Annotated in this window: 22 protein-coding genes and 1 pseudogene; 11 read left to right on the plus strand and 12 right to left on the minus strand. The window is 64.6% G+C overall.

Annotated elements, in window-relative coordinates; translation table 11 throughout:
• Nucleotides 1-60 precede the first annotated feature (60 nt).
• Nucleotides 61-393: a hypothetical protein gene (locus tag HAP48_RS27940; protein WP_166208503.1), complete on the plus strand. Its 333-nt coding sequence runs from the start codon at nucleotides 61-63 to the stop codon at nucleotides 391-393.
• Between the two features lie 86 nt (nucleotides 394-479).
• On the opposite strand, the gene glgA is transcribed toward HAP48_RS27940, so the two are convergent.
• Both glgA and glgC read right to left on the minus strand, forming a co-directional pair.
• Nucleotides 480-1934, minus strand: coding sequence for a glycogen synthase GlgA (gene glgA / locus HAP48_RS27945; RefSeq protein ID WP_166208500.1), 1455 nt, complete (start codon nucleotides 1932-1934; stop codon nucleotides 480-482).
• On the minus strand, nucleotides 1931-3193 hold the full coding sequence (gene glgC / locus HAP48_RS27950) for a glucose-1-phosphate adenylyltransferase (RefSeq protein ID WP_029081462.1): 1263 nt from the start codon (nucleotides 3191-3193) through the stop codon (nucleotides 1931-1933). Before glgC ends, glgA begins: the two co-directional genes overlap by 4 nt.
• Before the next feature lie 295 nt (nucleotides 3194-3488).
• On the opposite strand from glgC, the gene HAP48_RS27955 reads away from it, so the two are divergent.
• On the plus strand, nucleotides 3489-4721 hold the full coding sequence (locus HAP48_RS27955; RefSeq protein ID WP_166208497.1) for a rhodanese-like domain-containing protein: 1233 nt from the start codon (nucleotides 3489-3491) through the stop codon (nucleotides 4719-4721).
• A 134-nt stretch (nucleotides 4722-4855) separates the two neighbouring features.
• Here HAP48_RS27955 and HAP48_RS27960 read toward each other — a convergent pair whose 3' ends face one another.
• A complete protein-coding gene (locus tag HAP48_RS27960; RefSeq protein ID WP_166208494.1) occupies nucleotides 4856-5860 on the minus strand; it encodes an NHL repeat-containing protein in 1005 nt (334 codons plus the stop codon).
• A gap of 194 nt (nucleotides 5861-6054) precedes the next feature.
• Here HAP48_RS27960 and HAP48_RS27965 point away from each other — a divergent pair, with 194 nt between their 5' ends.
• The gene (locus tag HAP48_RS27965) at nucleotides 6055-6258 is read left to right on the plus strand and encodes a hypothetical protein (RefSeq protein ID WP_166208490.1); all 204 of its coding nucleotides are present in this window, start codon (nucleotides 6055-6057) and stop codon (nucleotides 6256-6258) included.
• Between the two features lie 157 nt (nucleotides 6259-6415).
• Here the strand turns inward: HAP48_RS27965 and HAP48_RS27970 are convergent, their stop codons facing one another.
• Nucleotides 6416-7672: a serine hydrolase domain-containing protein gene (locus HAP48_RS27970; protein ID WP_166208487.1), complete on the minus strand. Its 1257-nt coding sequence runs from the start codon at nucleotides 7670-7672 to the stop codon at nucleotides 6416-6418.
• 165 nt (nucleotides 7673-7837) lie between these two features.
• The gene (locus HAP48_RS27975; RefSeq protein WP_166208484.1) at nucleotides 7838-9214 is read right to left on the minus strand and encodes an aminotransferase-like domain-containing protein; all 1377 of its coding nucleotides are present in this window, start codon (nucleotides 9212-9214) and stop codon (nucleotides 7838-7840) included.
• A gap of 81 nt (nucleotides 9215-9295) precedes the next feature.
• Here HAP48_RS27975 and HAP48_RS27980 point away from each other — a divergent pair, with 81 nt between their 5' ends.
• Nucleotides 9296-9721 carry a DUF983 domain-containing protein gene (locus tag HAP48_RS27980; protein WP_234622331.1) on the plus strand — a complete coding sequence of 142 codons (426 nt, stop codon included), beginning with the start codon at nucleotides 9296-9298 and terminating at the stop codon, nucleotides 9719-9721.
• Nucleotides 9722-9811: 90 nt separating this feature from the next.
• On the opposite strand, the gene HAP48_RS27985 is transcribed toward HAP48_RS27980, so the two are convergent.
• Entirely contained in the window at nucleotides 9812-11011 is a 1200-nt protein-coding gene (locus HAP48_RS27985; RefSeq protein ID WP_210292937.1) for a multidrug effflux MFS transporter, read from the minus strand.
• Between the two features lie 307 nt (nucleotides 11012-11318).
• On the opposite strand from HAP48_RS27985, the gene HAP48_RS27990 reads away from it, so the two are divergent.
• Nucleotides 11319-12653: an MFS transporter gene (locus HAP48_RS27990; RefSeq protein WP_166208476.1), complete on the plus strand. Its 1335-nt coding sequence runs from the start codon at nucleotides 11319-11321 to the stop codon at nucleotides 12651-12653.
• 82 nt (nucleotides 12654-12735) lie between these two features.
• Here the strand turns inward: HAP48_RS27990 and HAP48_RS27995 are convergent, their stop codons facing one another.
• Complete coding sequence (locus HAP48_RS27995) at nucleotides 12736-13734, minus strand: LysR family transcriptional regulator (RefSeq protein WP_166208473.1); 999 nt, start codon at nucleotides 13732-13734, stop codon at nucleotides 12736-12738.
• 123 nt (nucleotides 13735-13857) lie between these two features.
• Between HAP48_RS27995 and HAP48_RS28000 the strand changes: the two genes are divergently transcribed.
• A complete protein-coding gene (locus HAP48_RS28000) occupies nucleotides 13858-14262 on the plus strand; it encodes a DUF1330 domain-containing protein (RefSeq protein ID WP_210292685.1) in 405 nt (134 codons plus the stop codon).
• 118 nt (nucleotides 14263-14380) lie between these two features.
• On the opposite strand, the gene HAP48_RS28005 is transcribed toward HAP48_RS28000, so the two are convergent.
• The 4 genes from HAP48_RS28005 to HAP48_RS28020 form a co-directional block, all read right to left on the minus strand.
• Complete coding sequence (locus HAP48_RS28005) at nucleotides 14381-15016, minus strand: aspartate/glutamate racemase family protein (protein WP_166208470.1); 636 nt, start codon at nucleotides 15014-15016, stop codon at nucleotides 14381-14383.
• 179 nt (nucleotides 15017-15195) lie between these two features.
• Nucleotides 15196-16206, minus strand: a complete 1011-nt coding sequence (locus tag HAP48_RS28010; protein ID WP_166208467.1) for an amino acid ABC transporter substrate-binding protein — start codon at nucleotides 16204-16206, stop codon at nucleotides 15196-15198.
• 84 nt (nucleotides 16207-16290) lie between these two features.
• On the minus strand, nucleotides 16291-17646 hold the full coding sequence (locus HAP48_RS28015; protein WP_166215926.1) for an aspartate aminotransferase family protein: 1356 nt from the start codon (nucleotides 17644-17646) through the stop codon (nucleotides 16291-16293).
• A gap of 17 nt (nucleotides 17647-17663) precedes the next feature.
• Nucleotides 17664-18539 (minus strand): SIS domain-containing protein, encoded by an 876-nt coding sequence (locus HAP48_RS28020; protein ID WP_166208464.1) that lies wholly within the window; start codon nucleotides 18537-18539, stop codon nucleotides 17664-17666.
• Between the two features lie 108 nt (nucleotides 18540-18647).
• Between HAP48_RS28020 and HAP48_RS28025 the strand changes: the two genes are divergently transcribed.
• The 5 genes from HAP48_RS28025 to HAP48_RS28050 all read left to right on the plus strand — a co-directional run bounded on the left by HAP48_RS28025 (nucleotide 18648) and on the right by HAP48_RS28050 (nucleotide 24712).
• Complete coding sequence (locus tag HAP48_RS28025; RefSeq protein WP_166208461.1) at nucleotides 18648-19835, plus strand: amino acid ABC transporter permease; 1188 nt, start codon at nucleotides 18648-18650, stop codon at nucleotides 19833-19835.
• A gap of 1 nt (nucleotide 19836) precedes the next feature.
• On the plus strand, nucleotides 19837-20958 hold the full coding sequence (locus HAP48_RS28030; RefSeq protein WP_166208458.1) for an amino acid ABC transporter permease: 1122 nt from the start codon (nucleotides 19837-19839) through the stop codon (nucleotides 20956-20958).
• A gap of 165 nt (nucleotides 20959-21123) precedes the next feature.
• On the plus strand, nucleotides 21124-22050 hold the full coding sequence (locus HAP48_RS28035; protein ID WP_166208455.1) for a hypothetical protein: 927 nt from the start codon (nucleotides 21124-21126) through the stop codon (nucleotides 22048-22050).
• 402 nt (nucleotides 22051-22452) lie between these two features.
• The gene (locus HAP48_RS28045) at nucleotides 22453-23247 is read left to right on the plus strand and encodes a FadR/GntR family transcriptional regulator (RefSeq protein ID WP_166208452.1); all 795 of its coding nucleotides are present in this window, start codon (nucleotides 22453-22455) and stop codon (nucleotides 23245-23247) included.
• Nucleotides 23225-24712 carry an amidase family protein gene (locus HAP48_RS28050; RefSeq protein ID WP_166208449.1) on the plus strand — a complete coding sequence of 496 codons (1488 nt, stop codon included), beginning with the start codon at nucleotides 23225-23227 and terminating at the stop codon, nucleotides 24710-24712. The genes HAP48_RS28045 and HAP48_RS28050 overlap by 23 nt, the downstream gene beginning before the upstream one ends.
• An 815-nt stretch (nucleotides 24713-25527) precedes the next feature.
• On the opposite strand, the pseudogene HAP48_RS28055 reads toward HAP48_RS28050, so the two are convergent.
• Nucleotides 25528-26118: pseudogene (locus HAP48_RS28055) on the minus strand (SbmA/BacA-like family transporter); the annotation flags it as partial.
• Nucleotides 26119-26286 lie beyond the last annotated feature (168 nt).

Raw genomic sequence — 26286 nt, forward strand, 5'->3', positions numbered from 1 at the left:
CGCGGCATCCTGATCGGTTGTATAAGCCAGTAGCTTCTTCTCCCATTTGAAGAGGCTGATATGACCGACCTGCATCCTGATCTGCACACACATCCTGATCTGCATAGTTGGCTTTCGCAGCAGCCGCACGGCCTGCGAACCTTCAGGACCTTCCAGCAAAAACTCGAAACCTTGAGCAAGGACGACCCGGAGCAACGCGGCGTTTGCCGGCTGCTGAGCGGTCTCGTCGGCAATTACGTCGAAACCTTCGACGAGGAACCGCTGCCGGTTGATGTCGCCGACCGCGCCTATGGCCGGCTGCTCGATCTCGTCGCAAGCCTCGATCTCAAGGGAAATTCCGACCGGCGGCTGGCCGACATTAACCGCATCGCGGCTTGCGATCTGCTGAACTGATCGCGCCTTGTCTTGAGCATGATCTCCGCGCAAACGCTCCGCGTTTGTCGCGAGGAAAACCGCTTCACACTTTTCCGGATCATGCTCTATGGCCGCGCCCCGGCGAGCTCGCGATAGAGCGCAGCATAGCGGCCGGCGCGGTTGTGCCAGGAGACGTCGGTGGCCGTGCCGGCCTGCTGCAGCCGGCGCCAGGTCACCTTGTCGTTGAACAAGAGGTTTGCCTTGCGCAAGCCGCGCGCGAGCGCATCCGAGGTCACGGGGGCGAACTTGACGCCGGTCGCCGCTTCGCCGGTGACCGCGGCTTCGTCGAAGTCGAGCACGGTGTCGGCAAGGCCGCCGACATTAGCAACGATCGGGACCGCGCCGTAGCGCAGCGCACACAACTGGGTAAGGCCGCACGGCTCGAAGCGCGACGGCACCGCGAGCGCATCGGCGCCGGCCTGGATCAGATGCGCCAGCGTCTCGTCATAGCCGATCACGACCCCGATCCGCCCGGGATTTTCCTGCGCCAGCGCGGCGTAGCGATCCTGCAGATCGCGATCGCCGCTGCCGAGCAGCGCGAGCTGGATGCCTTCACCGAGCAGCGTCGGGATGTTCTCGAGCAGCAGGTCGAGACCTTTTTGCCAGGACAGCCGGCTGATGACGCCGAGCAGCATCGCATCCGGCGCCGGGTCGAGCCCGAAGCGCTGCTGCAGCGCCGCCTTGTTGGCCGCGCGCGCCGTCGGCTGCCCGGCGCAGTAACGCGCAACAATGTTCGGATCGGTGGCCGGATTCCACACCGTGATGTCGATGCCGTTGAGGATGCCGCTCAGCACGTCGGCGCGTTCGCGCAACAGGCCGCCGAGCCCCATGCCGCCTTCGTCGCTTTGGATCTCCTGCGCATAGGTCGGCGACACCGTGGTGATGCGGTCGGCGAATTGCAGGCCGGCCTTCAATAGACTGATGGTGCCGTAATATTCGACGCCGTCCAGCGCGTAGGCCTCGCCCGGCAGGCCGAACGTCGTCAGCATGTCCGGCGAGAACTGTCCCTGATAGGCGAGGTTGTGCACGGTCATTACCGTGCCCGGCCGCGGTCGTCGGCCGTAATGCAGATAGGCCGGCGCGAGGCCCGCCTGCCAGTCATGCGCATGCACGATGTCGGGCACGAAGCTCTCGATCGCGCCCTGGCCGATCTCGGCCGCCATCCGCGACAGCGCCGCAAAGCGGATGCCGTTGTCGGGCCAGTCGCGTCCATCCGGACCGACATAGGGATTTCCGGGGCGAGCATAGAGATGCGGTGCGTCGAGCGCAAGGAGATCGAGGCCGTCATGCGTGCCACCGAGCACGCGGACCGGGCCGCCATAAAATTCCGGCCAGTGCAGCAGCGTCTCCGCCGAGGCCAGCGCCTTGAGCACATCGGGATAGCCGGGCACCAGCGTCCGCGTCGCGACGCCGTGCTCGTTGAGCGCCGCCGGCAGCGCGCCGACCACGTCGGCGAGGCCGCCGGTCTTGACGATCGGGTAGATTTCGGAGGCGACCGCGAGGACGCGGATGGGCGTCATGTCCCGAGCCTGTCGATCATCGACTGGGTGATCAAGGTAACGCCCTGCTCGGTGGTGCGGAAGCGCTTGCCGTCGAACTCGGGATCCTCGCCGACCACAAGCCCCTCCGGAATCCGCACCCCGCGATCGATCACCACGTTCTTCAGCTGTGCGCCGCGGCCGACATTCACGTAAGGCATGATCACGGCGTTCTCGATATTGGCGTAGGAATTGACGTGCACGCCGGTGAACAGCAGCGAGCGGCGCAGCGCCGCGCCGGAGATGATGCAGGCGCCCGAGACCAGCGAGGTCACCGCCTGGCCGCGCCGTCCGTCCTCGTCATGCACGAACTTGGCGGGCGGGGTGATCTCGGCATAGGTCCAGATCGGCCATGCGCGATCGTAGAGGTCGAGCTCCGGCACCACGTCGGTGAGATCGATGTTGGCGGCCCAATAGGCGTCGACGGTGCCGGCATCCCGCCAATAGGCGCGAGGATCGTCGCCGGAGCGGACGCAGGAATCGTTGTACTGATGCGCGATCGCGCGGCCGTGTTTCACAATGTAGGGGATGATGTCCTTGCCGAAATCGTGCGACGAGTTCGGGTCGGCGGCATCGCGGCGCAATTCGTCGAACAGGAATTCCGAATTGAACACATAGATGCCCATGCTGGCGAGCGACTTGTCGGGTTTGCCCGGCATCGGCGGCGGATCGGCCGGCTTCTCCAGGAAGGACTGGATCAGGCCGTTCTCGTCGATGTGCATGATACCGAAGCCGCTGGATTCCGCCCGCGGCATTTCCAGGCAGCCGACGGTGACGTCGGCGCCGCTCTCGACATGCTGCTTCAGCATGATCTCATAATCCATCTTGTAGACGTGGTCGCCGGCCAGCACCAGGATGTACTTGGTGCCGTGCGCCTCGATGATGTCGATGTTCTGATACACCGCATCCGCTGTGCCGACATACCACATCGTCTCCGAGACGCGCTGGCTTGCGGGCAGGATATCAAAGCTCTCGTTTCGTTCCGGGCGGAAGAAGTTCCAGCCGCCTTGCAGATGCCGGATCAGGCTGTGCGCTTTGTACTGGGTCGCCACCGCGATGCGGCGGATGCCGGAATTCACCGCATTGGAAAGCGCGAAATCGATGATGCGGGACTTGCCGCCGAAATACACCGCCGGCTTGGCACGGCGGTCGGTGAGCTCCAGCAATCTGCTGCCGCGTCCGCCGGCCAGCACGAAGGCGAGGGCGTGACGCGACAATGGTTCATTTCCGACTGATCTCATGGACATCCTCCCAGAACTTCAGGCCGCCAAGTCTTCAGGCTGTCAAGGCCTGAGACTGTCAAGGCTTCAGGCGCGGCCCCGCTGCCTTCTCTTGTCCGGAAGGCCTGATCGGGCGCCAACGGGGCCGATGGGGAACGTAGCAAGGCGCCCCGGTTGAGCAAAGCGGGATGGCGGGTTTTCGTTCCGTGGATTTCGGCTCCCGGGCAGCGGGGTTGCGACTTGGTTAAGCCTATTGACGACGCGCAAATTCGGCCTAGAGCAGGCCTGCCGATTTCCCTGCCCAGGCCAGCATTCCATGACCCTTGCTTCCGTCACGCCCCAGACCATCCGTACAATGCTGCTGCTCCGCCAAGAGATTGCGCTGCTCGACGTCAGACATGAGGCGCAATTCGCCACCGGCCATCCGCTGTTCGCCGCCAACATGGCGGCCGGCCGGATCGCGCTCGAAGCCGAGCTACGATTGCCGCGCAAGGACGTGCCTGTTGTTCTCTACGATAACGGCGACGGGCTGGTCGCTGCCGCGGCCGACCAGTTGCGGGCGTTGGGCTACAGCAACGTCGCTACGCTCGCGGGTGGCCTCGAGGCCTGGAAGGCGGCCGGCTACGAGGTGTTCGAGGACGTCAATTCCTACGCCAAGGCGTTCGGCGAGCTGGTCGAGTCGCGCAGGCATACGCCGTCGCTGAGCGCCGACGAGGTCGCCGCGCTGATATCTGACAAGGCCAACATCGCGATCCTCGACGTCCGCCGCTTCGACGAATATGCCACCATGAACATCCCGGGCTCGGTCAGCGTGCCCGGTGCGGAGCTCGTGCTGCGCGTCGGCGGCGCGGCGCCCGATCCCGACACCACCATCATCGTCAACTGCGCCGGCCGCACCCGTTCGATCATCGGGACGCAGTCGCTGATCAATGCCGGGCTGCCCAATAAGGTGCGGGCGCTGCGCAACGGCACGATCGGCTGGACGCTCGCCAGGCACGATCTCGAGCACGGCGCCGACACGCGCGGCGGTATCGGGCCGTTCGAGGGTGCCGCCGACAACGCGCGTGACGTTGCCTACCGCGCCGGTGTCCGCCACATCGGCACGCATGAACTCGCCGCGCTGGAGAAGGACGCGCAGCGCACGCTCTATCGCTTCGACGTGCGCGACGCCGAGGAATACGCGGCGGGTCACCTAGCCGGCTTCCGCCATTATGCCGGCGGCCAGCTGGTGCAGGAGATCGACATGGCCGCCCCGGTGCGCGGCGCGCGCATCGTGCTGAGCGACGACAGAAGCATCCGCGCCGACATGACGGCGTCCTGGCTCGCGCAGATGGGCTGGGAGGTCTATGTGCTCGAGGGCGGCTATGACGGCCCGCTGGAAAAGGGACCGCCGCGCGTTGTGCCACGGCCCGATCCGGCGCACCGCTACCGCCGCCCCTACGAAGGCACCGACGTCGCGGAAAAGGCGATGCAGGCCTATCTCGATTGGGAGTACGGCCTGGTCGAGCAGCTGCGCCGCGACGGCACGCACGGGTTTTATGTGATCTAGTAAACGGGAGCGGTCTTGCGCCGCAGCCCATCCCCGTCATTGCGAGCGAAGCGAAGCAATCCATTGTCACCGCATATGCGGCACGATGGATTGCTTCGTCGCTATTGCTCCTCGCAATGACGAGGCTGCAGGTGCTACTTCGGCAGCGCGACCGGCGTCAGCTTGAACGGGCCGGGGTCCTTCCCCTTGTTGTCGCCGATGATGTAGGACAGCTTGCCCTCGGCGATCCAGCCAGTGCCGCCGATCGCGGTCACCGAGACCGGCTCGGCGAGCCCGTCCTTGATAGTGTCGATCGTGGCCTCGCTGCCGTTGACCGTGACCTTGTCGAGCTTGCCGTTGCCTTCGATCAGCAGCAGGCCGCCACCATGGGCACGCAGCGCGTCGGCATGGTCGAGCGGCCGCGACGGCTTCAGTTCGGTGACTGCGCCCGCCTTGCCGTCCTTCATCTCGATCTTGAACAGCTTTGCCGGAATGAAGGTCGTGACATAGAGGTTGCCGTCGGCGCCGATCGCGATGCCGTCGAGCCCGACGCCGTCCTTGGCCGGCGCGAGCTGCGGGTCGGTGGCGAAGGTCGCGAGCGCCGTGCCGCCCGGCTTCAGGCTGTAGACGATCGGCGTGAAGGAATCGCTGACATAGGCGGTGCCGTCGGCGCCGACCACGATGTCGTTGCAAAGCGATTTCGGATCGCTCAGGGCAAAGCTGCCCTTCGGCGCACCGCTCTTGAGGTCGAAGGTCTTCAGCCAGGCGCCCTTGGTCTCGCTGGGACCTGCGACGCCGAAGCCAGAGATGTCGTTGGAGCAGACATAGAGCGTGCCGCTCTTCTCGTCGGCGAGCACGCCGAGCGTCGAGCGGCTGTCGCCGGCACCCGGCTTGACCAGCTGCTCGGCCTTGCCGCCCGCAATCTTCGTCACGCCGCCCTGATTGAAGCTGCCGACATAAAGCGTACCGTCGGAGGTCGAGGTCACGCTCTCCGGGAAACTCTTGTCGGGCACGCCGACCGGAGCCGTTTCGGCGCGGGCTGCGCCGGCCGTGCCGAGCGCGAGGATGATGGCCGTCGCGCTGAGCAGCGATGCGCGGCGGATCTTGAGCGAGTTTCCCTTCGCGCGCGGGCATGCCGCGTCGCCATTGTTCTTTATCATGATCGCGTTTCCTCAATGAGCCTGGTTGACCAGGCAGGCGTTTTTTGGCGATCGTCTCCGGTCGATGCTTATTGGTTGCAGGGTTCCCGACCGGATTTGTTCACCCGCCTGCCTTGTCGCCTTCGATGTATACGATAGTATATAGCGCAAGGGAAGCTGCGGAGAGGGAAGCCGCGATGACGGGAGGGCGCGTCATGGAACGAGAGTTCGCGGCGCAGCACCGGTGCTTGTGTTGCGACGGCGTCATCGACGGTCTCCCCGACGATGCGGTGATCGGATTCGATGCACGGATCGGCCTGTTCACCGATGAGTGTGCGTTCGTCTGCGACGAATGCACCACGAGCCTGATCGCGGCCGCAGCACGGCGCAGGCAGGAGGCGGTTCGGCGGAAGTCGTAAGGCGAGAGGCTCCCATCCCGTCATTGCGCGCCACCGGGTCGCGCGAGCGCGCGCCCGATGACAGGCTCCACGAAGCAATCCATCTCTCCGCGAGCGCGTGGATAGTTGGATTGCTTCGTCGTTTCACTCCTCGCAATGACGGAGCAACAATGGGAACTCAGTCGGCGGCGAACGCGTCGTAGACCAGCTTCCGGAACGCCGGCGTGATGCGCTGGCGTTCGTTCTGGGTCTGCTCGAGCATGATGTAGATCATGTCGAGTTTTGGATCGACGCCGAAATAGGTGCCGCTGCCGCTGTCCCATTTCAATTCGCCGATCGAGCCCGGCGGCGGCGGCTTGGCGATGCCGGGATCGGTGCGCACGGCGATGCCGTAGCCATAGCCGAAGCCGTCGCCGGGAAAATACCAGTAGTCGCGGCCGACGCCGGAGCCCGGCCCGATATGGTCCGTCGTCATGGTCTTGAAGGCGGCGGGGCTGAGATAGCGCTTGCCGTCGAGCTCGCCGCCGTTGAGCAGCATTTGCGCGAAACGCGCATAGTCGAGAATGGTCGACACCAGCCCGCCGCCGCCGGATTGCCACTCCGGGTGCGCGCGCCGATCGCGCTCGCCGTCGATCAGGATGGTGTCCGTCGGCAGCGGCTCGGCCAGCCGCGTCCGTTCGGTTTCCGCATCGAGCACGTATCTGGTGTCGTTCATCTTCATTGGATCGAAGATGCGCTCCTTCTCGAATTGGTAGAGCGTCTTGCCCGAAACGATCTCGATGACGCGGCCGAGCACGTCGGTGGAATGGCCATAGCGCCACAGCGTGCCCGGCTGCCGCGACAGCGGCAGCTTGGCCAGCCGCGCGGCGAATTCCTTGTTGTCGAATGTTCCGTCGAACAGATGTCCTTCGTGGTAGATTTTCTGGATCCAGTCGGCGCCGATATATTCGTAGGTGATGCCCGAGGTGTGCCGCATCAAGTCCTCGATGGTGACCGGGCGGATCGGCGGCACCAGTTCCACCTTGGCCGGATCGTTTCCGCCATCCGGTTCGATGGCGACCTTCACGTCGGCGAACGCCGGGATGTATGTCGACAACGGGTCCTGCGGCGACAATTTGCCTTCGTCGACCAGCATCATCGCGGCGGTGTTGGTGATCGGCTTGGTCATCGAATGCAGTGCGAACATCGTATCCGGCCGCATCGGCGATTTGGTCGTGACGTCGCGATAGCCGAAGGTTTTCAGATAGACCTGCTTGCCGTGCTGCTGGATCAGGATGACCGCGCCGGGAATTTTTCCGGTCGCAACCTCGTTGTTGAAGAACGCGGTGATGCGTTCGAGTCTCTCCGGCGACGGGGCAGGGGCATCGGCGGCGCGCGCTGCGCCTGATGTGACAAGTGCAAGACACCCGATTGCAAGACACAAGCTTGCGGTCATCGCCTCACGAAAGGTCCGCACAGCAATGTGGACTGCCCGATCATACCCACACGACATTGAAAGCCCGCCCCTGCCTGATGCCTGGAACGCCCGCGTTTTGGCACGAGCGCTCCCGCGCATCATAATCATTTTCGGGCGAGTTTATTCCCTGACGATGATCGAAATTTACACGATTTGCGTGGCGCCGACCGGCGTGCGCACCGCATTCGACAGCACCTGCAGCGCCTGGCTCAGTTCGGCGCGGTTGCGCGCGGCACCCAGCGACACGCGCAGGCCGCGCGGCGCCGCATCGCTCACCGCGAAGGCATCTTCGCCGACCACGGCGAGGCCGTTGCGCATCAGATGCGACAGCAGGTCGGTGCCGTCGAAATGCTTTGATAGCGGCATCCAGAGATGATGGCTCGCCGGCCGCGCCGCATAGGCGACGCCCTTGAGGAAGCGGCCGGCAAGCTGCTGGCGCGCCGCCGCCTCGTTGCGGATGGCGCGGATGACGTCAGTGGCGACGCCGGAGCGCAGCCATTGTGTGACCAGCGCCACCATCAGCGATGGCGGCATCTGCATGGTGGCCTGCATGCCGGCGCGCATGCGCTGCTCGGCGGCGGCATCGGGCGCCAGCAGATAGGCGACGCGCAACGCGGGCGCGATGCATTTCGCGATGCTTGCGGCGTAGTAGGTGTGCTCCGGAATGAGCGTAGCGATCGGCGCCATCTGCGGTTCGAGCGGACCGTAGACGTCGTCCTCGATCAGGATGCAGCCGCGCTTCCTGATGATGTCGGCGATCGCCTTGCGTCTTGCCGTGCTCATTGTCGCCGTGGTCGGGTTCTGCTGCGTCGGCACCAGATAGACTGCCTTCGGTCTGTGCTTGCGGCAGGCCTCGTCGAGCGCGTCGGGCCTCGCGCCCTCCGCGTCCATCGCGACGCCGATCAGGCGGACATCGAGCCGTGCGGTCGCGGCCTTGATGCCGGGAAACGTCAACGCCTCGGTCAGCACGATGTCACCGGGCGACGTCAGCGCCAGCAGGGCGTTGAAGATGATCGCCTGCGATCCCGGATAGATCACGATGTGCTCAGCCGATGCATGCGGCACCCGCGGTTGCAACCACGCGGCGCCGGCGTCGCGCTCCTCGGTGGTGCCGCCGGGACGCGCATAGCCGAGATAGGCGGAAAACCCGGCCTCGGAGCGGATGGTCGCTAACCCTTGCGCGATGCGCAGGTCGAGATTGGCCTCGACCGGCTGCGGCGGCAGGTTCATCGACAGGTCGATATTGACCGGTGCGGGCAGGTCGGATGCCGCGCGCGCGGTGGTCTCCGAGACGAAGGTGCCCTGGCCGACGCGGGCGTCGAGCAGTCCGCGCCGCCGCGCCTCGCCATAGGCGCGCGTCACTGTGGTGAGATCGATATCGAGCGCAGTCGCCAGCGCGCGGTGGGTCGGTAGGCGCTGGCCGCGGACCAGCCGGCCGCTGGCGATATCGGCGGCAAGCGCATCGACGATGCGCAGGAACATCGGGCCGTGCCATTCCGAAACTGTAGGGATCCAATCCATGCAATCCAGCGCTTTGTTTTTGATTGTATGCCTTCAAATGCATATTGTATGGATCATCAGATCAGGTCAAGGATAACGACAATGACCGAGACGGTTTCCCTGCCAAAGGCGATGTGGCGCGGCTTCACCATGAAGTGCCCGAACTGCGGGCGCGGCCATCTGTTCGGCCGCTTCCTCAAGGTGGCCGATCATTGCGAGGTGTGCGGCGAGGACTTCACCCCGCAGCGTGCGGATGATTTCCCGGCCTATCTCGTGATCGTCGTGGTCGGCCACGTCGTGGTGCCGGCACTGCTGTGGCTCGAGATGAATTACGCGCCGCCGGCCTGGCTGCAGCTCGCGATCTGGCTGCCGTTTACGCTGTTCAGCGCGCTCGGGCTGCTGCAGCCGACCAAGGGCGCGATCGTCGGTTTGCAGTGGCAGCTCGGGATGGAGGGATTTGCGACGTCGCGGCGGCGTGTGGCTCCGGCGCGGGCGCGGAGCAACGCCGGCTCTGTAGGGCGGATCTAGCGACCTGTCCGCCGTAGCTCAGCGAGCGAAGGCGCGCTGCTTGCGAAGAAGATGGTGGGTTACGCCTTCGGCTAACCCACCCCACGAAGGTCAAATCGGATGATGATGCGGCCGGAACATCCGGCCCTTTTCCGTCACCAGCACGACGGCGAGTGCAGCCAGTGTGCAGAGGAAGAAGCCGGTCGCGAACGGCAGCAAGGTGCCGTCGTAATCCTGGCCGATCGTGGTTCCGATGCCGATCCCGAGCAGGGTGGTGATCGTGCCGTAGAGCGAGGAGGCGGTGCCGGCGATCTTGCCCTGCGGCTCCATCGCGAGCGCGGTGAAGTTCGCCATCATCAATCCGAACGCAAACATCATCAGGCCGGCCAGCACCATGAACAGCGGCAGCGACAGCGTATCGGTCTTAACGGCGAGCAGCAGCGCGCCGGCGACGACTGCAAAGCCGGTCAGCGCGGCGTGCGAGATCACCCGCATGCCGATGCGGCCGACGATGCGCGAATTGAGGAAGCCGGCGATCGCGACGCCGACCGCGCAAGCCGCGAAGGCGACCGGGAAGTAATGCCCGAGCTTGAAGATCTCGGTGAAGATCTGCTGCGAGGAGAACACGAAGGCAAACAGCGAACCCTGCACGCCGCCGGCGGCGAGCGCGTAGCCGAGCGTGGTGCGGTTCGTAATGGTCTGGCGGAACGCAGAGAGCACGTCGGGGATCGCCAGCGACTTGCGCAGCTCGAGCGGCAGCGTCTCCGGCATCCGCAGCGCGCTCCAGGCCAGCGCGATCACGCCATAGATCATCAACAGCACGAAGATGCCGCGCCAGTGCGTCAGCAGCATCACCGCCTGGCCGAATGACGGCGCGATCACGGGGACCGCGATGAACACCATCATCGCCAGCGACATCACGCTCGCCATGCGCCGTCCGGCGTAGCAGTCGCGCACGATCGAGGTCGCGATCACGCGGGTTGCCGCGGTGCCGAGCCCTTGCAGCGCGCGCGCCAAGAGCAGCGTCTCGAACGAGGGCGCCATGATCGCGAGCAGGCCGGCGATGGTGTAGACGGTCATGCCGCCGAGCAGCACCGGGCGGCGGCCGAAGCGGTCCGACAACGGGCCCATGACGAACTGGCCGACGCCGAAGCCGACCAGGAAGATCGACAGCACCATCTGCGGACGGTTGGCGTCGGCGATCTGGAACGCGGACCGGATGTTCGGCAGCGCCGGCAGCATCATGTCCATCGCCAGCGGGTTCAACGCCATGATGGAGGCGATAACGACGACGAATTCCGGGAAGCCCATCGGGCGGTGGCCTGATGAAACCCAGGCATCGGCATTGATATCGGACACTTAGCAACCTCTTGGGAATCCTCGCATCGTAGCGGCCTTGCTGCGATGCACAATCCACGTTTCGGGATGGCTGTCCGCCGATCGCGGGTGAGGTAGCCAGGTCCGGGAACCGGCAATGTTGTCGAATATCGTTGCGAATGCAACTATTTTGCTCGTCCCCGGCAAGAAGCTCTGCTATCCCGGGTCCAGCATCCGTGCGGGGCAGGCGCGTCGCGGCCGGTCACGCCCGCATGGACAAGAACGGGTTTGGGGAGGCCACATGTCCATTGAACTGTCCGCGCGCTCGCGCGGCGCCGAACTGTCGGACGAGGAACGCAAGGTCCTCACGGCAACGCTCGTCGGCACCACGATCGAGTGGTACGACTTCTTCGTCTACGCCCAGGCGGCGGGCCTGGTGTTCGGCGCACTGTTCTTCGCGCCGATGAACGCGAACAACCCGCTGCTGGCGCAGATCGTGTCGTTTGCGACGCTCGGCCTCTCATTCCTGTTCCGCCCGCTCGGCGCCATCGTCTGCGGCCATCTCGGCGACCGCTTCGGGCGCAAGAACATGCTCGTCGTCACGCTGCTGTTGATGGGGGCGGCGACCGCGCTGGTCGGCCTGCTGCCGACCTATGCGCAGATCGGTGCCTGGGCGCCGGCACTCCTTATCCTCCTGCGCATCCTGCAGGGTTTCTCGGCTGGCGGCGAGTGGGGCGGCGCGGCGCTGATGTCGGTGGAATCGGCGCCCGTCGACAAGCGCAGCTTCTTCGGCTCGTTCCCGCAGATCGGCACGCCGCTCGGCATGATTCTCGCGACCGGCGTGCTCTGGGTGCTGACCGCGACGCTCGGCAAGCAGGCGATGATCGAATGGGGCTGGCGGATTCCGTTCCTGCTGTCGATCCTCCTGATCGTGGTCGGCATCGTGATCCGCCGCACTGTCGAAGAGTCCCCGGTGTTCAAGGCGATGCAGCGCCGGCACAGGGAATCCTCGGCGCCGCTCAAGGAGCTGATGCGCAATCACAGTAAGGAAATCCTGCGCACCGCGTTGATCTTCATGGCCAACAACGCGGCCGGCTACATCCTGATCGCGTTCATCATCAGCTACGGCACCAACACGCTGAAGATGCCGTCGGAGCAGCTGCTGCTGATCGGCACGCTGGCCGCGGTGAGCTGGTTCATCTTCACGCTGCTCGGCGGCATCCTCGGCGACAAAATCGGCCGCGTGCGCTGCTTCCAGATCGGCTACACCCTGATGGTGCTGTGGGCAGTACCGATGTGGTTTCTGATCGACAGCCAGAACCTGCTGCTGTTCTTCATCAGCGCGGTCGGCCTCACCATCGCGCTCGGCCTGTCCTATGGCCCGCAGGCGGCGCTCTATGCCGAGCTGTTTCCGGCCAAGGTGCGCTACTCCGGCGTCTCGATCGGCTACGCGCTCGGCGCCATCTTCGGCGGCGCCTTCGCGCCGATGATCGCGCAATGGATCATCGGCACCTACGGCGAATCGTGGCGTGTCGGCGTCTACATCGCGGCGCTGGCACTGATCTCGCTGATCACGGTGTCCACGATCAAGGATCCGCAAGGCGTCGATTTGAACGTCCACGATGCAGGGACGTAGGGACTGCGGCGGATTGGGCGGCCACGGCCGAGTGGACGAACGGTGAAGCTGACTCGTGCTGAAATTCTTCGCGAGGCAGCTTTCAATTACGTAGCCTTCTCATCTTGCGGGCCGCGCGCTGCGCGCGGAACCGATGCTTCCCTTTCGTGTTGGCTGAGGTCGGCTCCGTCGGGCGCGTGATCGGAAACGTCTCGCGCATATGCTCTGCGAGCATTGCACAATAGTCGGTCGCGAAACGAGGCAAGGGGCGCCGCTTGTCCCAAGAGATGGTCAGGGGCTCCTGCAACACCCGGCGCCTGTGCGTGAGACCGACAATCCTCAATTCGTAGCGCTGGCACTGCAGCTGGGAAGGAACGATCGCTATGCCGTGCCCCGCCTCGGCGAGTGCGAGCAAGGTGTGCGGGTTCCGGCTCTCGAATGCAATCGCAGGCTTCAGTCCCGCCATGCGGGCTGCCGCATCGAAAGCACGCCGAAATCCGAATCCGCTGTCCATCAGCAGCAGCGGAAACTCGGCAAGGTCGGCTACCTCAATCGTCGTTTGTGGGCCGAGCGGCATCGAGGGATGGCAGGCAGCCAGCAGCTCTACAGATCCAAGTGGAAGGCTGCCGAAGTGCTGCTCGCTCAACTTGACTGCGTGCAGCAGGTTTTGGCCGAGATGAATTTCGCCGCGTTCGAGCATCGTCAATATTTCGTTGCCCGTCCCCTCCCTGATCCTTACTTCAACGCGGGGATAGCGCTTCGCATACCGGTGCAGAAATTGCGATAGGACACTCTCGATGTGTTGCGGCGACCCGGCTATCTTTAGAACTCCCGTGTCTCCCTCGCGGAGCAATTGAGCCTGCTCTTTCAGTGAGCTGGCGCTGCTGAGCAGCAGTCGGCAGCCTGCAATCAACTGCTCGCCTTCACCGGTCAGCAAAAGGCGGCGCCCGACCCGATCGAACAGCCGCAGGCCGAGCTCCTGCTCAAGTCCGATGATTTGCCTGGACAGGGCCGGCTGGGCGACCCGCAACCGCAACGCAGCCTTCGAGACGGTGCCGAGCTCGGCCACGGTCAGGAACGTGAGGGCCTGTCGAAGGTTCATGGCCGTTTATACCATTACGGCATGAACTTTCAGAGAATATATGCATTGGACACATTTTGAGTCCGGGCGGAGAGTCCTGTCGGCTGCTGCTCGTGGCGGCGGCAGACATCGAGGGAGGTCCGCATGAATGCTCGAAGCAAGATCGGTCTCGTCATGCTCACATGCGCCACTTTGGGTGCTCTAGGCAGGGAAGCACTCCATGGCGAACCGGGGCCACCCGCCTATCTGATCGGGCAAATCGACGTCATCAATCCCGATGGCTATGCCAAGGAATATCTGCCCAAGGCGAGGGAGATTATCAAGGCGCACGGCGGGAAGCTGGTTGCGGCTGCAGGCGCGGCGGCGACCGGTTCGCAGGTCGTTGCCGTTGACGGAGAGCCACCCAAACGCGTGGTCATCTACATGTATCCAAGCATGGCGGCGCTTCGGGCTTGGCGAAACGATCCGGCCTACGTGCAGGTCCGAGCCGTTGGCGAAAAATACGCCACGTATCACACATTCGCTGTCGAGGGCTCTGTCGCCAATTAGTCCTGATCGTCTCGGACACAGGGGTCAGGAAAGCAACGTCGTGCGCGGTGGACGGAGCAGCATTCCTGGTGATGTCGCGCGCAAGTGGTCCACGGGGCGAACGGCTGTGAGTGCCGGCCTAGCCAACCCCGAGCATCGCCTTCAGCTTCTTGACCGCGCTGTCGGGTGTCGTAAGCACCTCGCGGCCGGTGGCTTCGGCGACGCGTTCGGCGGCGGGTGCCATGCTGTACTGCGCGAGCGCGATCAGATCGCAGTCGCGCAAATCCTTGGACGCCTCGACCACGATGCGGTCGTGCTCGGCGCGGTCGCCGCGGTCGAGCGCCGCCAGCGCGCCCTCGGCGAGCTTTGGCAGCAGCGTCACCGACGATGGAAATTCCGGCGGCATCGACACCAGCGTCGGCGGGAAGGTCGAGAGCAGGCCGATGCGTTTCCCCTTCGCCACCGCCTGCTCGATCATCGCCTCGTTCGGCTTCAAGACCGGCATCGGCGCGTGCTCGCGCGCCACCGCCTCGATGCAGGGACCGAACGCCGAGCAGGTGAACAGGATGCCGTTGGCGCCGGTGCTCACGGCATAGCGGCCGATGGTGAGGAAGCGCTCGGTCATGCGCTTGTTAAGCTTTCCGTCGCGCGCGAGGTCGGCCGACAGGCTGTCGTCGAGCAGGTTCATCAGCCGCGCCTCCGGCCAATGCCTTGCGAATGACGCCTCGATCGGAACGATCGAATGCTTCAAAGCGTGAATCAGGGTGATGCGCATCGGGTTGTTACCGCCTTTTCTCTTCTCCCTCTCCCCGCCCTTCGCGGGGAGAGGGCAGGGGTGAGGGGCTCTTTCGTCGCAACAGGTGAGAGAAGGATGCGCGAAGGCTCCCTCTCACCCGGAACGCATCTGGCGATGCGTTCCGACCTCTCCCCGCGAGCGGGGAGAGGTGAAAGTCATCATTTGAACGGGATCGCGTACATCAACCCGCCCTTGCTCCAGGTGGCGTTCAGCCCGCGCTCGAGCTTCAGCGGGCTTGCCTTGCCGACATTGCGCTCAAAAATCTCGCCGTAATTGCCACCGGCCTTGATCGCCGCGACCAGCCATTTGTTGTCGAGGCCGAGCCGCGAGCCGAGATCGCCGGAGACGCCGAGCAGGCGCTGGATCGCCGGGGTCTGCGACTTCGTCATCTCGTCGGCATTGGCCTGGGTGACGCCGAGCTCCTCGGCCTCGACCAGGCCGTAGTGCAGCCAGGTGATGATGTCGCTCCAGACCTCGTCGCCGTTGCGGGTGAACGGGCCGAGCGGCTCCTTGCTGATGGTCTGCGGCAGCACGACGTAATCGTCGGCCTTCGGTGCGGCGGTTGCGACCGCGCCGGCCAGCGCGGAGGCGTCCTGGGTCATGGCATCGCAGCGGCCGCCGAAGAAGGCCTGGTACATGGTGTCGGGGCGGTCGAACACCAGCGGCTTCCAGTCGATGCCGTTGGCGCGGCCGTAGTCGCCGAGCGTCACCTCATGCGTGGTGCCCTGCGCGACGCAGACCGTGGCGCCCTTGAGATCCTTGACCTCCTTCACGCCGAGATCCTTCTTCACCACAAAGCCCTGGCCGTCGTAGAAATTGACCGGGCCCTGGCGCAGCCCAAGCGTGGTGCCGCGCAGATAGGTCTGCGTCGAGTTGCGGTAGAGCACGTCGATCTCGCCGGACTGCAGCGCGGTGAAGCGGTTCTGTGCGGTCAGCGCCACAAAGCGCACCTTGGCGGGATCGCCGAGCACGCCGGCGGCAAGCGCGCGGCAATAGTCGACGTCGAGGCCCTTGAAGTTGCCCTGCGAGTCCGGCGCCGAGAAACCGGCAAAGCCGGTCGAGACGCCGCACACCAGCGTGCCGCGCTGCTTGACGGTGTCGAGCGTCGCCGCGCTTGCGCCCGTGATGCTTGCGACGAGAACGGTTGCGGTGATCAATCCTCTGTACATATTACTCCTCCCTCTTGTTTGAGCATGATCCATGCGCAAACGCTTCGCGCTTGTCGCGGGAAAACCGGTGCCCACTTTTCCGGATCATGCGCCGTGACCAACATCCTTCAACGCGGTGTCCACCGCAGCGCCGAGCCTTTCGACGATCATGTCGATGTCGCCGGGCGTTGCGATATAGGGCGGGGCGAGCAGCACGTGGTCGCCGCGCTGGCCGTCGGCGGTGCCGCCCGAGGGATAGCAGCCGAGGCCGCCGGCGAAGGCCGCGGACTTGATCCGCTGATGTAGCTTCAGCTTGGGATCGAACGGCTGCCTTGTGCCGCGGTCGGCGACCAGCTCGATCGCCCAGAACAGGCCGCGACCCCTGATGTCGCCGACATGGCGGTGATTGCCGAAGCGTTCGACGAGGAGCTGCTCGAGCTGCCTGCCGCGCTCCTTGACCTGATCGAGCAGCTTTTCCTCAGCGATCGTCTTCTGCACCTCGAGCGCGGCGGCGCAGGCGAGCGGATGCGCCAGATAAGTGTGGCCGTGCTGGAACGCGCCCGAGCCGTCGCGTACGGTGTCGACGATGGTGCCGCTCGCAAGCATCGCGCCGATCGGCTGATAGCCGCCGCCGAGACCCTTGGCGACCGCCTGGATGTCGGGCGCGATGCCCTCCTGCTCCCACGCATGCAGCGTGCCGGTGCGGCCCATGCCGCACATCACCTCGTCGAGGATCAACAGCGCGCCGTGACGGTTGCAGATCTCGCGCACCGCCTTGAAGTAGCCCTCGGGCGCCGGCACGCAGCCGGCGGTGGCGCCGACCACGGGCTCGGCGATGAAGGCCGCGACGGTGTCGGGGCCGAGCCGCTGGAATTCGGTTTCGAGCTCGGCGGCGAGGCGGCCGACGAACGCAGCCTCGGATTCATCGTCGCGCTGCTCGTGATAGGCGAAGGCCGGCGTGACATGGCTGAACGACGGCGACAGCAGCGGCGCGTAGGGCTCGCGGCGCCAGGCATTGCCGCCGGCCGACAGCGCGCCGAGCGTGTTGCCGTGATAGCTCTGGCGGCGTGCGATGAAGCGCGCGCGCTTCGGCTCGCCGCGCTCGATGAAATATTGCCGCGCCAGCTTGATCGATGCCTCGATCGCCTCCGATCCGCCGCTGACGAAATAGACATAGGAGAGACCGCCGGGCTCGTGTCCGACGAGCCGCTCGGCGAGTTCTTCCGCAGGCGCGGAGGAGAAGAAGCCGGTATGGGCATAAGCGAGCGTCGAGGCCTGCTTGGCGATCGCGGCCAGAATGCGCGGATGCTGATGGCCGAGGCAGGAGACGGCGGCGCCGCCGGACGAGTCGAGAATACGGCGGCCATCCTCCGCGATCAGAAACACGCCGTCGCCGCCGATTGCTTTCGGCGGGGTTTCGCGCAGGCTGCGATGCATCACGCGGCTCTTGGGGGCGGCCAAGGGAACTGCCATGACACTCATCCTTTCTCGACAAAGTATTGCGACATTTCGGCAAGCCGGCCCTCGGTCTCTTCCAGCTTGCGCTTGGCACCCGCGCCGCCCAGCGTGAAGCTGACGGCAGCGAGCGACTGCGCCACCGCGATCGCGCCGGTGAGGCTCGGGAAGAAGCCGGGCGAGGCGGCGGCCTCGAACAGCAGCAGGTGATCGGCGCCCTCGGCCATCGGCGCGCTGATGGTGTCGGCGATCGCGATCAGCGTGGCGCGCGCCTGATGCGCCGCGCGCGCGGTCTCGACGCTGACCAGCGTGTAGGGCGCAAAGCCGATCACGACCACGGCGTCGTCGGCACGGAAGGCGCCATGGTCGAGATCGAACGGGCCGGAACCGCCGACCAGCTGCACGGCGTCGGGACGGAATAGGCGAAGCTGGTAGGTCAGGAGTTCCGCAACGCTGCGGCAGCTGCGAAAGCCCGTGATCCAGATCCGGTTGGCGGCATGCAGCGCGCGCGCGGCTTCCGCAATCGCACTCGCCGAGATGCGCGCGAGGCCGGCGGCCTCCGCTTCCAGCTTGTCGTGCACCAGCCGGACATCGGCATTCGGCCCGGCACGACGGCTTTTGGCGCGGCCGGAAAAGGGCGAACCCTGCGCCGGCCGTCGCGCCTCGGTGAGCGCGGCGCGCAATTCGTCCCAGCCGGAATAGCCGAGTGCCTTGGCAAGACGGGTGAAGGAGGCGGGATCGGCGCCGGCGACGGAGGCGAGCTCGCGCATCGAGCGGGTGGTGGCGTCGTAGTCGTTGGCTGCGACAAACCGCCCGACTTCCTGCAACCGCATTGGCAGCGATGGCAACGCGCTGCACAATTCGTTCAGGGGCGATGGTTTCGGCTGAGCCTGGGCCATGAAACATATGTTGCACAAATATCAATTTGGTGCAACATATGAAGTGCGCAACCCGAATATCGTTCTTGCGCATGGCAGAAGATCGCTTCTCTCAGAGGATCCTGTGCTGTGACGACATCGACGCCGAAACGCCCTCCCACACGTCCATGGCAGTTTTCGCTCGGCGATCCCCGCGTCGCCGGCCTGTTCTGGCAGATCCTGGTGGTCGCCATCGCGGTCGCCATCGTCGCCTTCCTGTGGTCGAACGCGCTGCATAATCTCTCGGTGCGCCGGATCTCGACCGGCTTCGCCTTCCTCGGCCGCGAGGCCGGCATGCCGATCGCCGACAGCTGGATCGACTACACGCCGAAGAACAATTATCTGCGCGCCTTCATCGTCGGCGTCGTCAACACGCTGCGCGTCGCCGTGATCGGCATCGTGCTGGCGACCGTGATCGGCACGCTGGTCGGCATCGCGCGGCTGTCGTCGAACTGGCTGCTGGCGCGGTTCGCCGCCGTCTATGTCGAGGTGCTGCGCGACCTGCCGCTCTTGCTGCAACTGCTGTTCTGGTACGTGCTGATGCAGGGCCTGCCGGCGGCGCGCCAGGCGTGGAAGCCGGTCGAGGGCGTCTATCTCTCCAATCGCGGACTCATTCTGCCGTCCGTCCCGCTGCATGAGGCCAATCTGTGGACGATCCTCGCGGTCGTCGCCGGCCTGATCGTGTTCTATCTCGTCAGGCGCCGCCTGATCGCGCAGCAGATGCTCGACGGCAAGGCGCGGCCGGCCTGGCCTTACGCGCTTGGCCTCGTCGTTGCGCTGCCCGCGCTGGTGTCGTGGCTTCTGGGCGCGAGCTGGAGCATCACGCTGCCGGAGCTGCGCGGCTTCAATTTCGTCGGCGGGCTGACGCTCGCGCCGGAATATTTCGCGCTCCTGATCGCGCTCGTCACCTACACCTCGGCCTTCATCGCCGAGATCGTGCGCAGCGGCATCCAGGCGGTGCCGCGCGGCCAGTCGGATGCCGCCAAGGCGCTCGGGCTGAAGCGAAGCTTCGTGCTGCAGCACATCGTGCTGCCGCAGGCGCTGCGCGTCATCATTCCGCCGATGACCAGCCAGTATCTCAACCTGACGAAAAATTCCTCGCTCGCGGTCGCGGTCGGCTACCAGGACATCGTCTCGATCGCCAACACCACGCTGAACCAGACCGGGCAGGCGATCGAGTCGATCGCGCTGATCATGATGGTGTTCCTCACCATCAGCCTCGGCATCAGCCTGTTCATGAACTGGTACAATGCGCGGATCGCGCTGGTGGAGCGCTGACATGAGCTCGGTTGCCCACCTTCCGCAGGATCCGCTTCCGATCGGCCCGCGGCCCGCGCCACGGGTGCTTGGCGGTCAGTCCACCGCGTGGCTGCGCGCCAATCTGTTCCCCTCCATCCCGTCTGGTATCGTGACCTTGCTGCTGCTGTTCGTGCTCGGCAAGGCCTGCATCAGTCTCTGGCAGTGGGGCATTGCCAACGCGGTGTGGATCGTCCCCGGCAACGACAGCAGCGCCTGCCGCGCGCTGCGCGGCGTCGGCGCCTGCTGGGCGGTGATCCCCGAAAAATACCGCTTCATCCTGTTCGGCACCTATCCGTTCGACGAGCAGTGGCGGCCGGCACTCGTCGTCGTGATCTTCATCGCGCTGTTCGTGGTCTCGAGCCGCCGCAGTTTCTGGCGCAAGGAGCTGTTCCTGCTGTGGGCCGCGGCGCTGATCGCGATCGGCTGCCTGATGTGGGGCGGCTTCCTTGGTCTCACCTTTGTCACGCAGGACCGCTGGGGCGGGCTGCCGGTGACGCTGATCCTTGCGACCTTCGGGCTCGCCTTCGGCTTCCCGCTCGGGATTCTCGTCGCGCTCGGCCGCCGCTCAAAACTGCCGGCGATCCGTTCGCTCTGCGTGCTCTATGTCGAGCTGATCCGCGGCGTGCCGTTGATCAGCCTGTTGTTCATGGCGAGCGTGATGTTCCCGCTGTTCATGCCCGACGGCGTCAACATCGACAAACTGCTGCGCGCGCAGATCGCCTTCATCCTCTATGCCGGCGCCTATCTCGCCGAAGTGGTGCGCGGCGGCCTCCAGGCGGTGCCGCGCGGGCAGTATGAAGCGGCGGATGCGCTCGGCCTGTCCTACTGGGAGAAGAACGCGCTGATCGTGCTGCCGCAGGCGATCCGCCACGTCATCCCGCCGCTGGTCAACACCTTCATCGCCTTCTTCAAGGACACCAGCCTCGTCCTGATCATCGGCATCTTCGACCTGCTCACGACCGCCAAGACCGCGATCGTCGATCCGGCCTGGCAGGCCTTCAGCGTCGAGGTCTATGTGTTCGTAGGCGTGATCTACTTCGTGTTCTGCTTTGCGATGTCGCGCTACAGCCGCGGCCTCGAGGCGCAGCGCACGTCCGGCTGAGGTGGAGCCTGCCGTGATGGATCGATCCGCTTTGCGCGGAACCTGATATGCCCCATTTGGACAAGCTTGAGAAAGTGGAAAACATCTCCGTGAGTGCGTGAACCCCGACGGCCGCAACTTGCACTCATGTGGTGCGATCACGCAGCTCATGAGGAGATCGATGCCATGGCGCCCCCGAAACGCTCGCCTCATCCAATCGAGCGACCGCCAAAAGGCATGGCCGTCCCGCGCAATTGGGGATTGATGCAAGGCGGCATTCCCTACCGGCCGCACGGCCCTGTCCGACCGGGAGATACCCGGCCTCAGGAAGACTGGTACACCGTCGCTGAGAAGTTCAGTGTCGGGGTCAAGGAGCTGATCTATTTCAACTTCATGACCGACGACCCCGATGTCGTGAACTGGTACCTCAAACGCTATGTGGGATGCGTCAAGGTCAGCCCCAGCGGCAACAACTGGATGTTCAGCAATTCGGCCAACCCCGGTATCATCTACATCCCGCCCGCCGATCACGATCCGATAGATTTCGAGGCCGAGGATATCTGCGTCTGGACTCCAAACGATGCGAAGACGTTTCTGATGCGCCTGTTTGCGCTTGCGCAGGGCATGAAGGGCTACAAGGGGCAGCGCATCAAGAAGCTTGTGCAAGTGATCCTGAACGCTGGATATCCGGCGTGCCTGGACCTCTGGTACTACAACGATATGGTCATATCGGTGTATGTCGACATCAAGGAAGGCAACGCCAAGCGCCGCGAGATGATCAAGGCGACGCGTGGCGCGTTCCCGTTCAATGGAGAGTCGGGTGTCTACGGGCAGCAGGGCAGCGAAGAGCGCCATCGCGGCATGTGGCAAATCCATCCGGTCAGAAGCCTGTTCACCGACTCTTGCGGCGCTTTCAATGCTCAGGCCATGAAGGACCGCCTGGAAAGTATCGACGAGGAAATGTACAGGGGCTGGCACGAGCTCGATATGGTATCCGCCAAGTCAAGCCAGGGCGGCGGCAGTGCCTTCGGAGAGATGGTCTGGGACTTCATCAACCATGTGAGACTGTTGTCGGAAGACGAGAAGCACCTTTACTGGGCGTTTTCACAATAGCGGCCCATCGCTCGCCTGCCGCAACCATGCCGGCGCCTGTCTCACCGAAGTCGTGCGCGGCGGATTGCAGGCGGTGCCGCGCGCACCGAACGAGGCGGGAGACGCGCTCGGGCTGTCCTGCCGGGAGAAGCACGCGCTGATCGACACGCCCAGAGTATGCAGGGCGATCGCACAAGACATCAGCGCGTTGGCGTGCCGTTCCGTATCCGTCATGGCCGGGCATGGCCGTCCGAAGGACGGCGTCGCTTCCGCTCGCCTGTATCCCGGCCCTCCACGTCTTTTCCCGCTGCGGTCGCCAAGACGTGCATGCCCGGGCCGAGCCCGGGCATGACGAGTTGTGGGGTGACGTAGCCAGGAGGCAGGGGCTTGCCAAGCCGTCCCGGACCTATTTATGATCATAAAATGGATAAATCGGCTTTACCCTCCCTCGACCCCTCCCGGCGCGCCTCGATCAAGCGCAAGCGCTCGGACGTCGTCGCCGACCTGATCCGCAGCCACATTTTCCAGGCCGGGTTGCAGCCCAACGACCGGTTGCCGCAGGAGGGTGAACTGATCGAGATGTTCGGCTGCAGCCGCTCGACCATCCGCGAGGCGCTCAAGTCGCTCGAGGTGCAGGGGCTAGTGCAGAACACCACCGGGCCCGGCGGCGGCGCGCGGGTGGCGCCGGTGTCGATCAACCGGATCGTCGGCCTGCTCAGCAACTATTTTTATTTCCAGTCGATCAGCGCCGCGCAGATCTACCAGATCCGCCGGCTGATCGAGCCGGAGCTCGCCTTCAGTGTGGTCGGCCACCTCACGCCGGCGCATTTCGCCGCGCTCGACAAGGCGATCGCGGTTCAGGAGCATCATCCCGGCGGCGAAGGCGACTGGGAGCATCATCGCCACGCCGAGATCGATTTCCACGACATCCTGATCGAAGCCTGCCCCAATCCGCTGCTCGGCCTGATGTGCCGCTTCGTCAATGAGGCGATCCGCCATCTGATCGGCAAGCTCGGCGTGCAGGAATTCTCGTCGAGCTTCACCTGCGAGAACATCGAGTTTCACAAGCGCCTGATGGCCGCGTTCCGCTCCGGCAACGCCGCGCGCGCGAAGCGCGTGATGCTCGAGCATGTGTTGAGCGCCGAGGCGGTGGTCGTCCCCAAGGAGGACCACCGCACGGATCAGCCGGTCTTTTATGAGCCGTTGCGGCTCGACTGAACCAACCATCAAGAAACAAGCGGAGGAACGACACGTGACGAACGCACCCATTTGGCAATGGTCCGCCGTGGAGACGGCTGCCGCGATCAGGAGCGGCGAGGCGACCTCGGAGCAGGTCGTCCGCGCTCACCTCGAGCGCATGCACGAGGCCAACCCGGCGCTCAACGCTGTCGTCGTCGACCTCGGCGCTGCGGCGCTGGCGGCGGCGAAGGTCGCGGACGCGACGCTCGCCGCGAGCAAGCGCCAGGGTAACGCCGTTGGGCCGCTGCACGGCGTACCGGTCACGATCAAGATCAACATCGACGTCGAGGGCCAGGCCAATTCGAACGGCGTGGTGGCGTTCAAGGACAACATCGCGCCGGGCGACTCGCCGGTGACGGCCAATCTCAAGAAGGCCGGCGCTGTGATCATCGGCCTGACCAATACGCCGGAATTCTCGCTGCGGGGCTTCACCGACAATCCGTTGCACGGCCTGACGCGCAATCCCTGGAACGCCGATGTGACCTGCGGCGGATCCTCGGGCGGCGCCGGTGCCTCGATCGCGGCCGGCATCGGCACCATCGCGCATGGCAATGACATCGGCGGCTCGCTGCGCTGGCCGGCCCACTGCAACGGCATCGCCACCATCAAGCCGACCCAGGGCCGCATCCCGGCGTTCAATCCGAGCGCGACCGCGGAGCGGCCGCTGATGGCGCAGTTCATGTCGTCGCAGGGCCCCTTGGCGCGCCATATCGCGGACGTGCGACTCGGCCTCGAGGTGATGGCGCAGCGCGATCCGCGCGATCCCTGGTTCGTGCCGGCGCCGCTGACGGGGCCGAAGCCCGCGACGCCGATCAAGGTCGCGCTCGCAAAAATCCCCGAGGACATGGCGACCGATCGCGGCGTGATCGCGCTGCAGCGCAAGGCGGCCGATCATCTGGCCGATGCCGGCTATGCGGTCAGCGAGGTCGAGCTCCCCGACCTCAACAAGGTCTGGCAGCTCTGGTGCGATCTGATCATGACCGAGGTCCGCGTCCTGCAGCAGGACCAGATGCTGGCGACCACCAGCGCCGACTTCCAGAAGTCGTTTCGCGGCTTCATCGCGATGGCCAATCCGCTCGACCAGGCCGGCTACATGAAGGCGATCGCCGAGCGCTCGCGCCACATCCGGAACTGGATGACGTTCCTCGAACAATATCCGCTGGTGCTGATGCCGACCACAGTGCGCAAGACGCCGGAGGTCAATGCCGATCTCGGCGGCGATCAGCGCGTCAAGGAACTGTTCTGGAACGACCTCCGCTTCATTTCATCGATGAACGTGCTCGGTCTGCCCGCGGCCGTGGTGCCCGTCGGACTGCATGAAGGAATGCCGGTCGGCGTCCAGATCGTTGGCTCGCGCTACCGCGAGGACATGTGTCTCGACGCCGCCGAGGCGATCGAGCGCAAGGCCGGGATTCTGGCACGGCAATTGTGGGAGCGGCGCTGAGGCGATCTCGACGCCACTTCGCATCATCCAATCGTATGATTCACGGCACGCCGCGACGAAATCTCGTCGCGGCGTTCGCATGATCAGCGACCTTTCGTCATTCCGGGGCTCGCCGTAGGCGAGAGCCCGGAATCCATTTGTCCGCAAGTTATGCCGGTCAATGGATTCCGGGCTCGACGCTTCGCGTCGCCCCGGAATGACGGCGGATGGCGGGGCGCGCCCCTGCCACTGAGTTGCCCGACGTGGCAAGCCCTCGCAGTAAAAATATTTCGCTTTATCAGAAGTGCAACTCGGTATATGGTCCGCCTGTCTCACCCGATCGAGGGGCGCTGCGCATCGTCACGGGTGTTGCGGTGAGATGCGATGGACGCCGAGTGCGCAACTGACGAGTGCGCATGAAGCGGACGGCGAAGTCGTGTGGGCCTGTTGTCCAGAGCCCTTTGCGAATAAATAATGTTGGCTTTTCAATGCCTTGAAAAAGCGAAGGACCTGAGCTGGCAGGCTCAGGCCCCGAATAGGCCCCGGCTTAGTATATAAAGGCCCCTGAGCCCCTACGGCCCCGGCCTAGCGTATATGGCCCCAGCTGAGCCACGCTATCCCGCCTTGCGCTTCCGCTTGGCGCGGCTCTCCGCTGGCAGGTTCACCTGCCAGCTCTCGACTCATCTTCGTATCTGACCGAATTTTTTCGGGCTGGATGCCAACGGATGCGCCTGGAATGCGGTGTCGGCTTTCGCCAACTGCGGACGTGCCGTCGCACACGTCCGGGGCAGCTATGTGCCACGAACGGACTCATACGGACGTCCCAGCAGGCGAGATCATCGCAACGATAGGGGCTCCGTCCCTCTCTCAATCGAAGGAAGGGACTGGCCACCGATCTTAGCCTCAAAAGCCCGCAGCCGCTGATAGATCGAAATCAGTTCAACGATCGTGCTCCACGAACTGACGAGATACTGAAACGAGGTTCGCACTTGCGAAAACGCATTCAGAATCTGGTTCATCGAACCGAGCGTGATCTTGCCGGCAATGATCGTCGGTGCGAGCAGGAGGTAGGGAAAGACGACGTCGGTCTGCAAATAGACGATGCGGCCGATGTTGAAGTACATGAAGTTCAGGTAAAGCCGGAAGTAGTTCCTTCTGATATCACCAAACAGCACGCTCAATGTCGGTGGATCGGCACGGGCAGCTTCATCCTCACCGAGCACGAGCTCCTTGCGATAGGCCGCTTCAACCCGCTGGTTGAAAAATTCGATTGCCGGCAGGCGGATGCCGATCAGCGCGAGAACGCCAGTGCCGAGCACCGACCAGATCACGGCGGCGAACACCAGCGGATAGGGGATGACGCCAACCAGCGGCAGCTCCGTGATGTCGCCGGACAGCTTCATCAGAACCGGCAGGAAGGCCAAGAGCGGAATCCGCTGAGGCCTGCCGCGGCTTGCGGCCAAGATTGCTCTCGATGGCCTCGATCAGGGGCACCAACTGGCCCTGATCGCTGCCGTGCTGGGTCAGTTCTTGCGCGACAATGATCTGGGCATGTGCATCGACGGCCGCCTGGGCATTATAGGCCTGAACGAAGC

Source organism: Bradyrhizobium septentrionale (assembly GCF_011516645.4).
Lineage (GTDB): Bacteria > Pseudomonadota > Alphaproteobacteria > Rhizobiales > Xanthobacteraceae > Bradyrhizobium > Bradyrhizobium septentrionale.

Excerpts from the sequence above, each read along its gene's own strand:
- HAP48_RS27940 (WP_166208503.1), top strand. The coding sequence starts at position 61 with ATGACCGACCTGCATCCTGATCTGCACACACATCCTGATCTGCATAGT.
- glgA (WP_166208500.1), bottom strand. The coding sequence starts at position 1,934 with ATGACGCCCATCCGCGTCCTCGCGGTCGCCTCCGAAATCTACCCGATC.
- glgC (WP_029081462.1), bottom strand. The coding sequence starts at position 3,193 with ATGAGATCAGTCGGAAATGAACCATTGTCGCGTCACGCCCTCGCCTTC.
- HAP48_RS27955 (WP_166208497.1), top strand. The coding sequence starts at position 3,489 with ATGACCCTTGCTTCCGTCACGCCCCAGACCATCCGTACAATGCTGCTG.
- HAP48_RS27960 (WP_166208494.1), bottom strand. The coding sequence starts at position 5,860 with ATGATAAAGAACAATGGCGACGCGGCATGCCCGCGCGCGAAGGGAAAC.
- HAP48_RS27965 (WP_166208490.1), top strand. The coding sequence starts at position 6,055 with ATGGAACGAGAGTTCGCGGCGCAGCACCGGTGCTTGTGTTGCGACGGC.
- HAP48_RS27970 (WP_166208487.1), bottom strand. The coding sequence starts at position 7,672 with ATGACCGCAAGCTTGTGTCTTGCAATCGGGTGTCTTGCACTTGTCACA.
- HAP48_RS27975 (WP_166208484.1), bottom strand. The coding sequence starts at position 9,214 with ATGGATTGGATCCCTACAGTTTCGGAATGGCACGGCCCGATGTTCCTG.
- HAP48_RS27980 (WP_234622331.1), top strand. The coding sequence starts at position 9,296 with ATGACCGAGACGGTTTCCCTGCCAAAGGCGATGTGGCGCGGCTTCACC.
- HAP48_RS27985 (WP_210292937.1), bottom strand. The coding sequence starts at position 11,011 with ATGGGCTTCCCGGAATTCGTCGTCGTTATCGCCTCCATCATGGCGTTG.
- HAP48_RS27990 (WP_166208476.1), top strand. The coding sequence starts at position 11,319 with ATGTCCATTGAACTGTCCGCGCGCTCGCGCGGCGCCGAACTGTCGGAC.
- HAP48_RS27995 (WP_166208473.1), bottom strand. The coding sequence starts at position 13,734 with ATGAACCTTCGACAGGCCCTCACGTTCCTGACCGTGGCCGAGCTCGGC.
- HAP48_RS28000 (WP_210292685.1), top strand. The coding sequence starts at position 13,858 with ATGAATGCTCGAAGCAAGATCGGTCTCGTCATGCTCACATGCGCCACT.
- HAP48_RS28005 (WP_166208470.1), bottom strand. The coding sequence starts at position 15,016 with ATGCGCATCACCCTGATTCACGCTTTGAAGCATTCGATCGTTCCGATC.
- HAP48_RS28010 (WP_166208467.1), bottom strand. The coding sequence starts at position 16,206 with ATGTACAGAGGATTGATCACCGCAACCGTTCTCGTCGCAAGCATCACG.
- HAP48_RS28020 (WP_166208464.1), bottom strand. The coding sequence starts at position 18,539 with ATGGCCCAGGCTCAGCCGAAACCATCGCCCCTGAACGAATTGTGCAGC.
- HAP48_RS28030 (WP_166208458.1), top strand. The coding sequence starts at position 19,837 with ATGAGCTCGGTTGCCCACCTTCCGCAGGATCCGCTTCCGATCGGCCCG.
- HAP48_RS28035 (WP_166208455.1), top strand. The coding sequence starts at position 21,124 with ATGGCGCCCCCGAAACGCTCGCCTCATCCAATCGAGCGACCGCCAAAA.
- HAP48_RS28045 (WP_166208452.1), top strand. The coding sequence starts at position 22,453 with ATGGATAAATCGGCTTTACCCTCCCTCGACCCCTCCCGGCGCGCCTCG.
- HAP48_RS28050 (WP_166208449.1), top strand. The coding sequence starts at position 23,225 with ATGAGCCGTTGCGGCTCGACTGAACCAACCATCAAGAAACAAGCGGAG.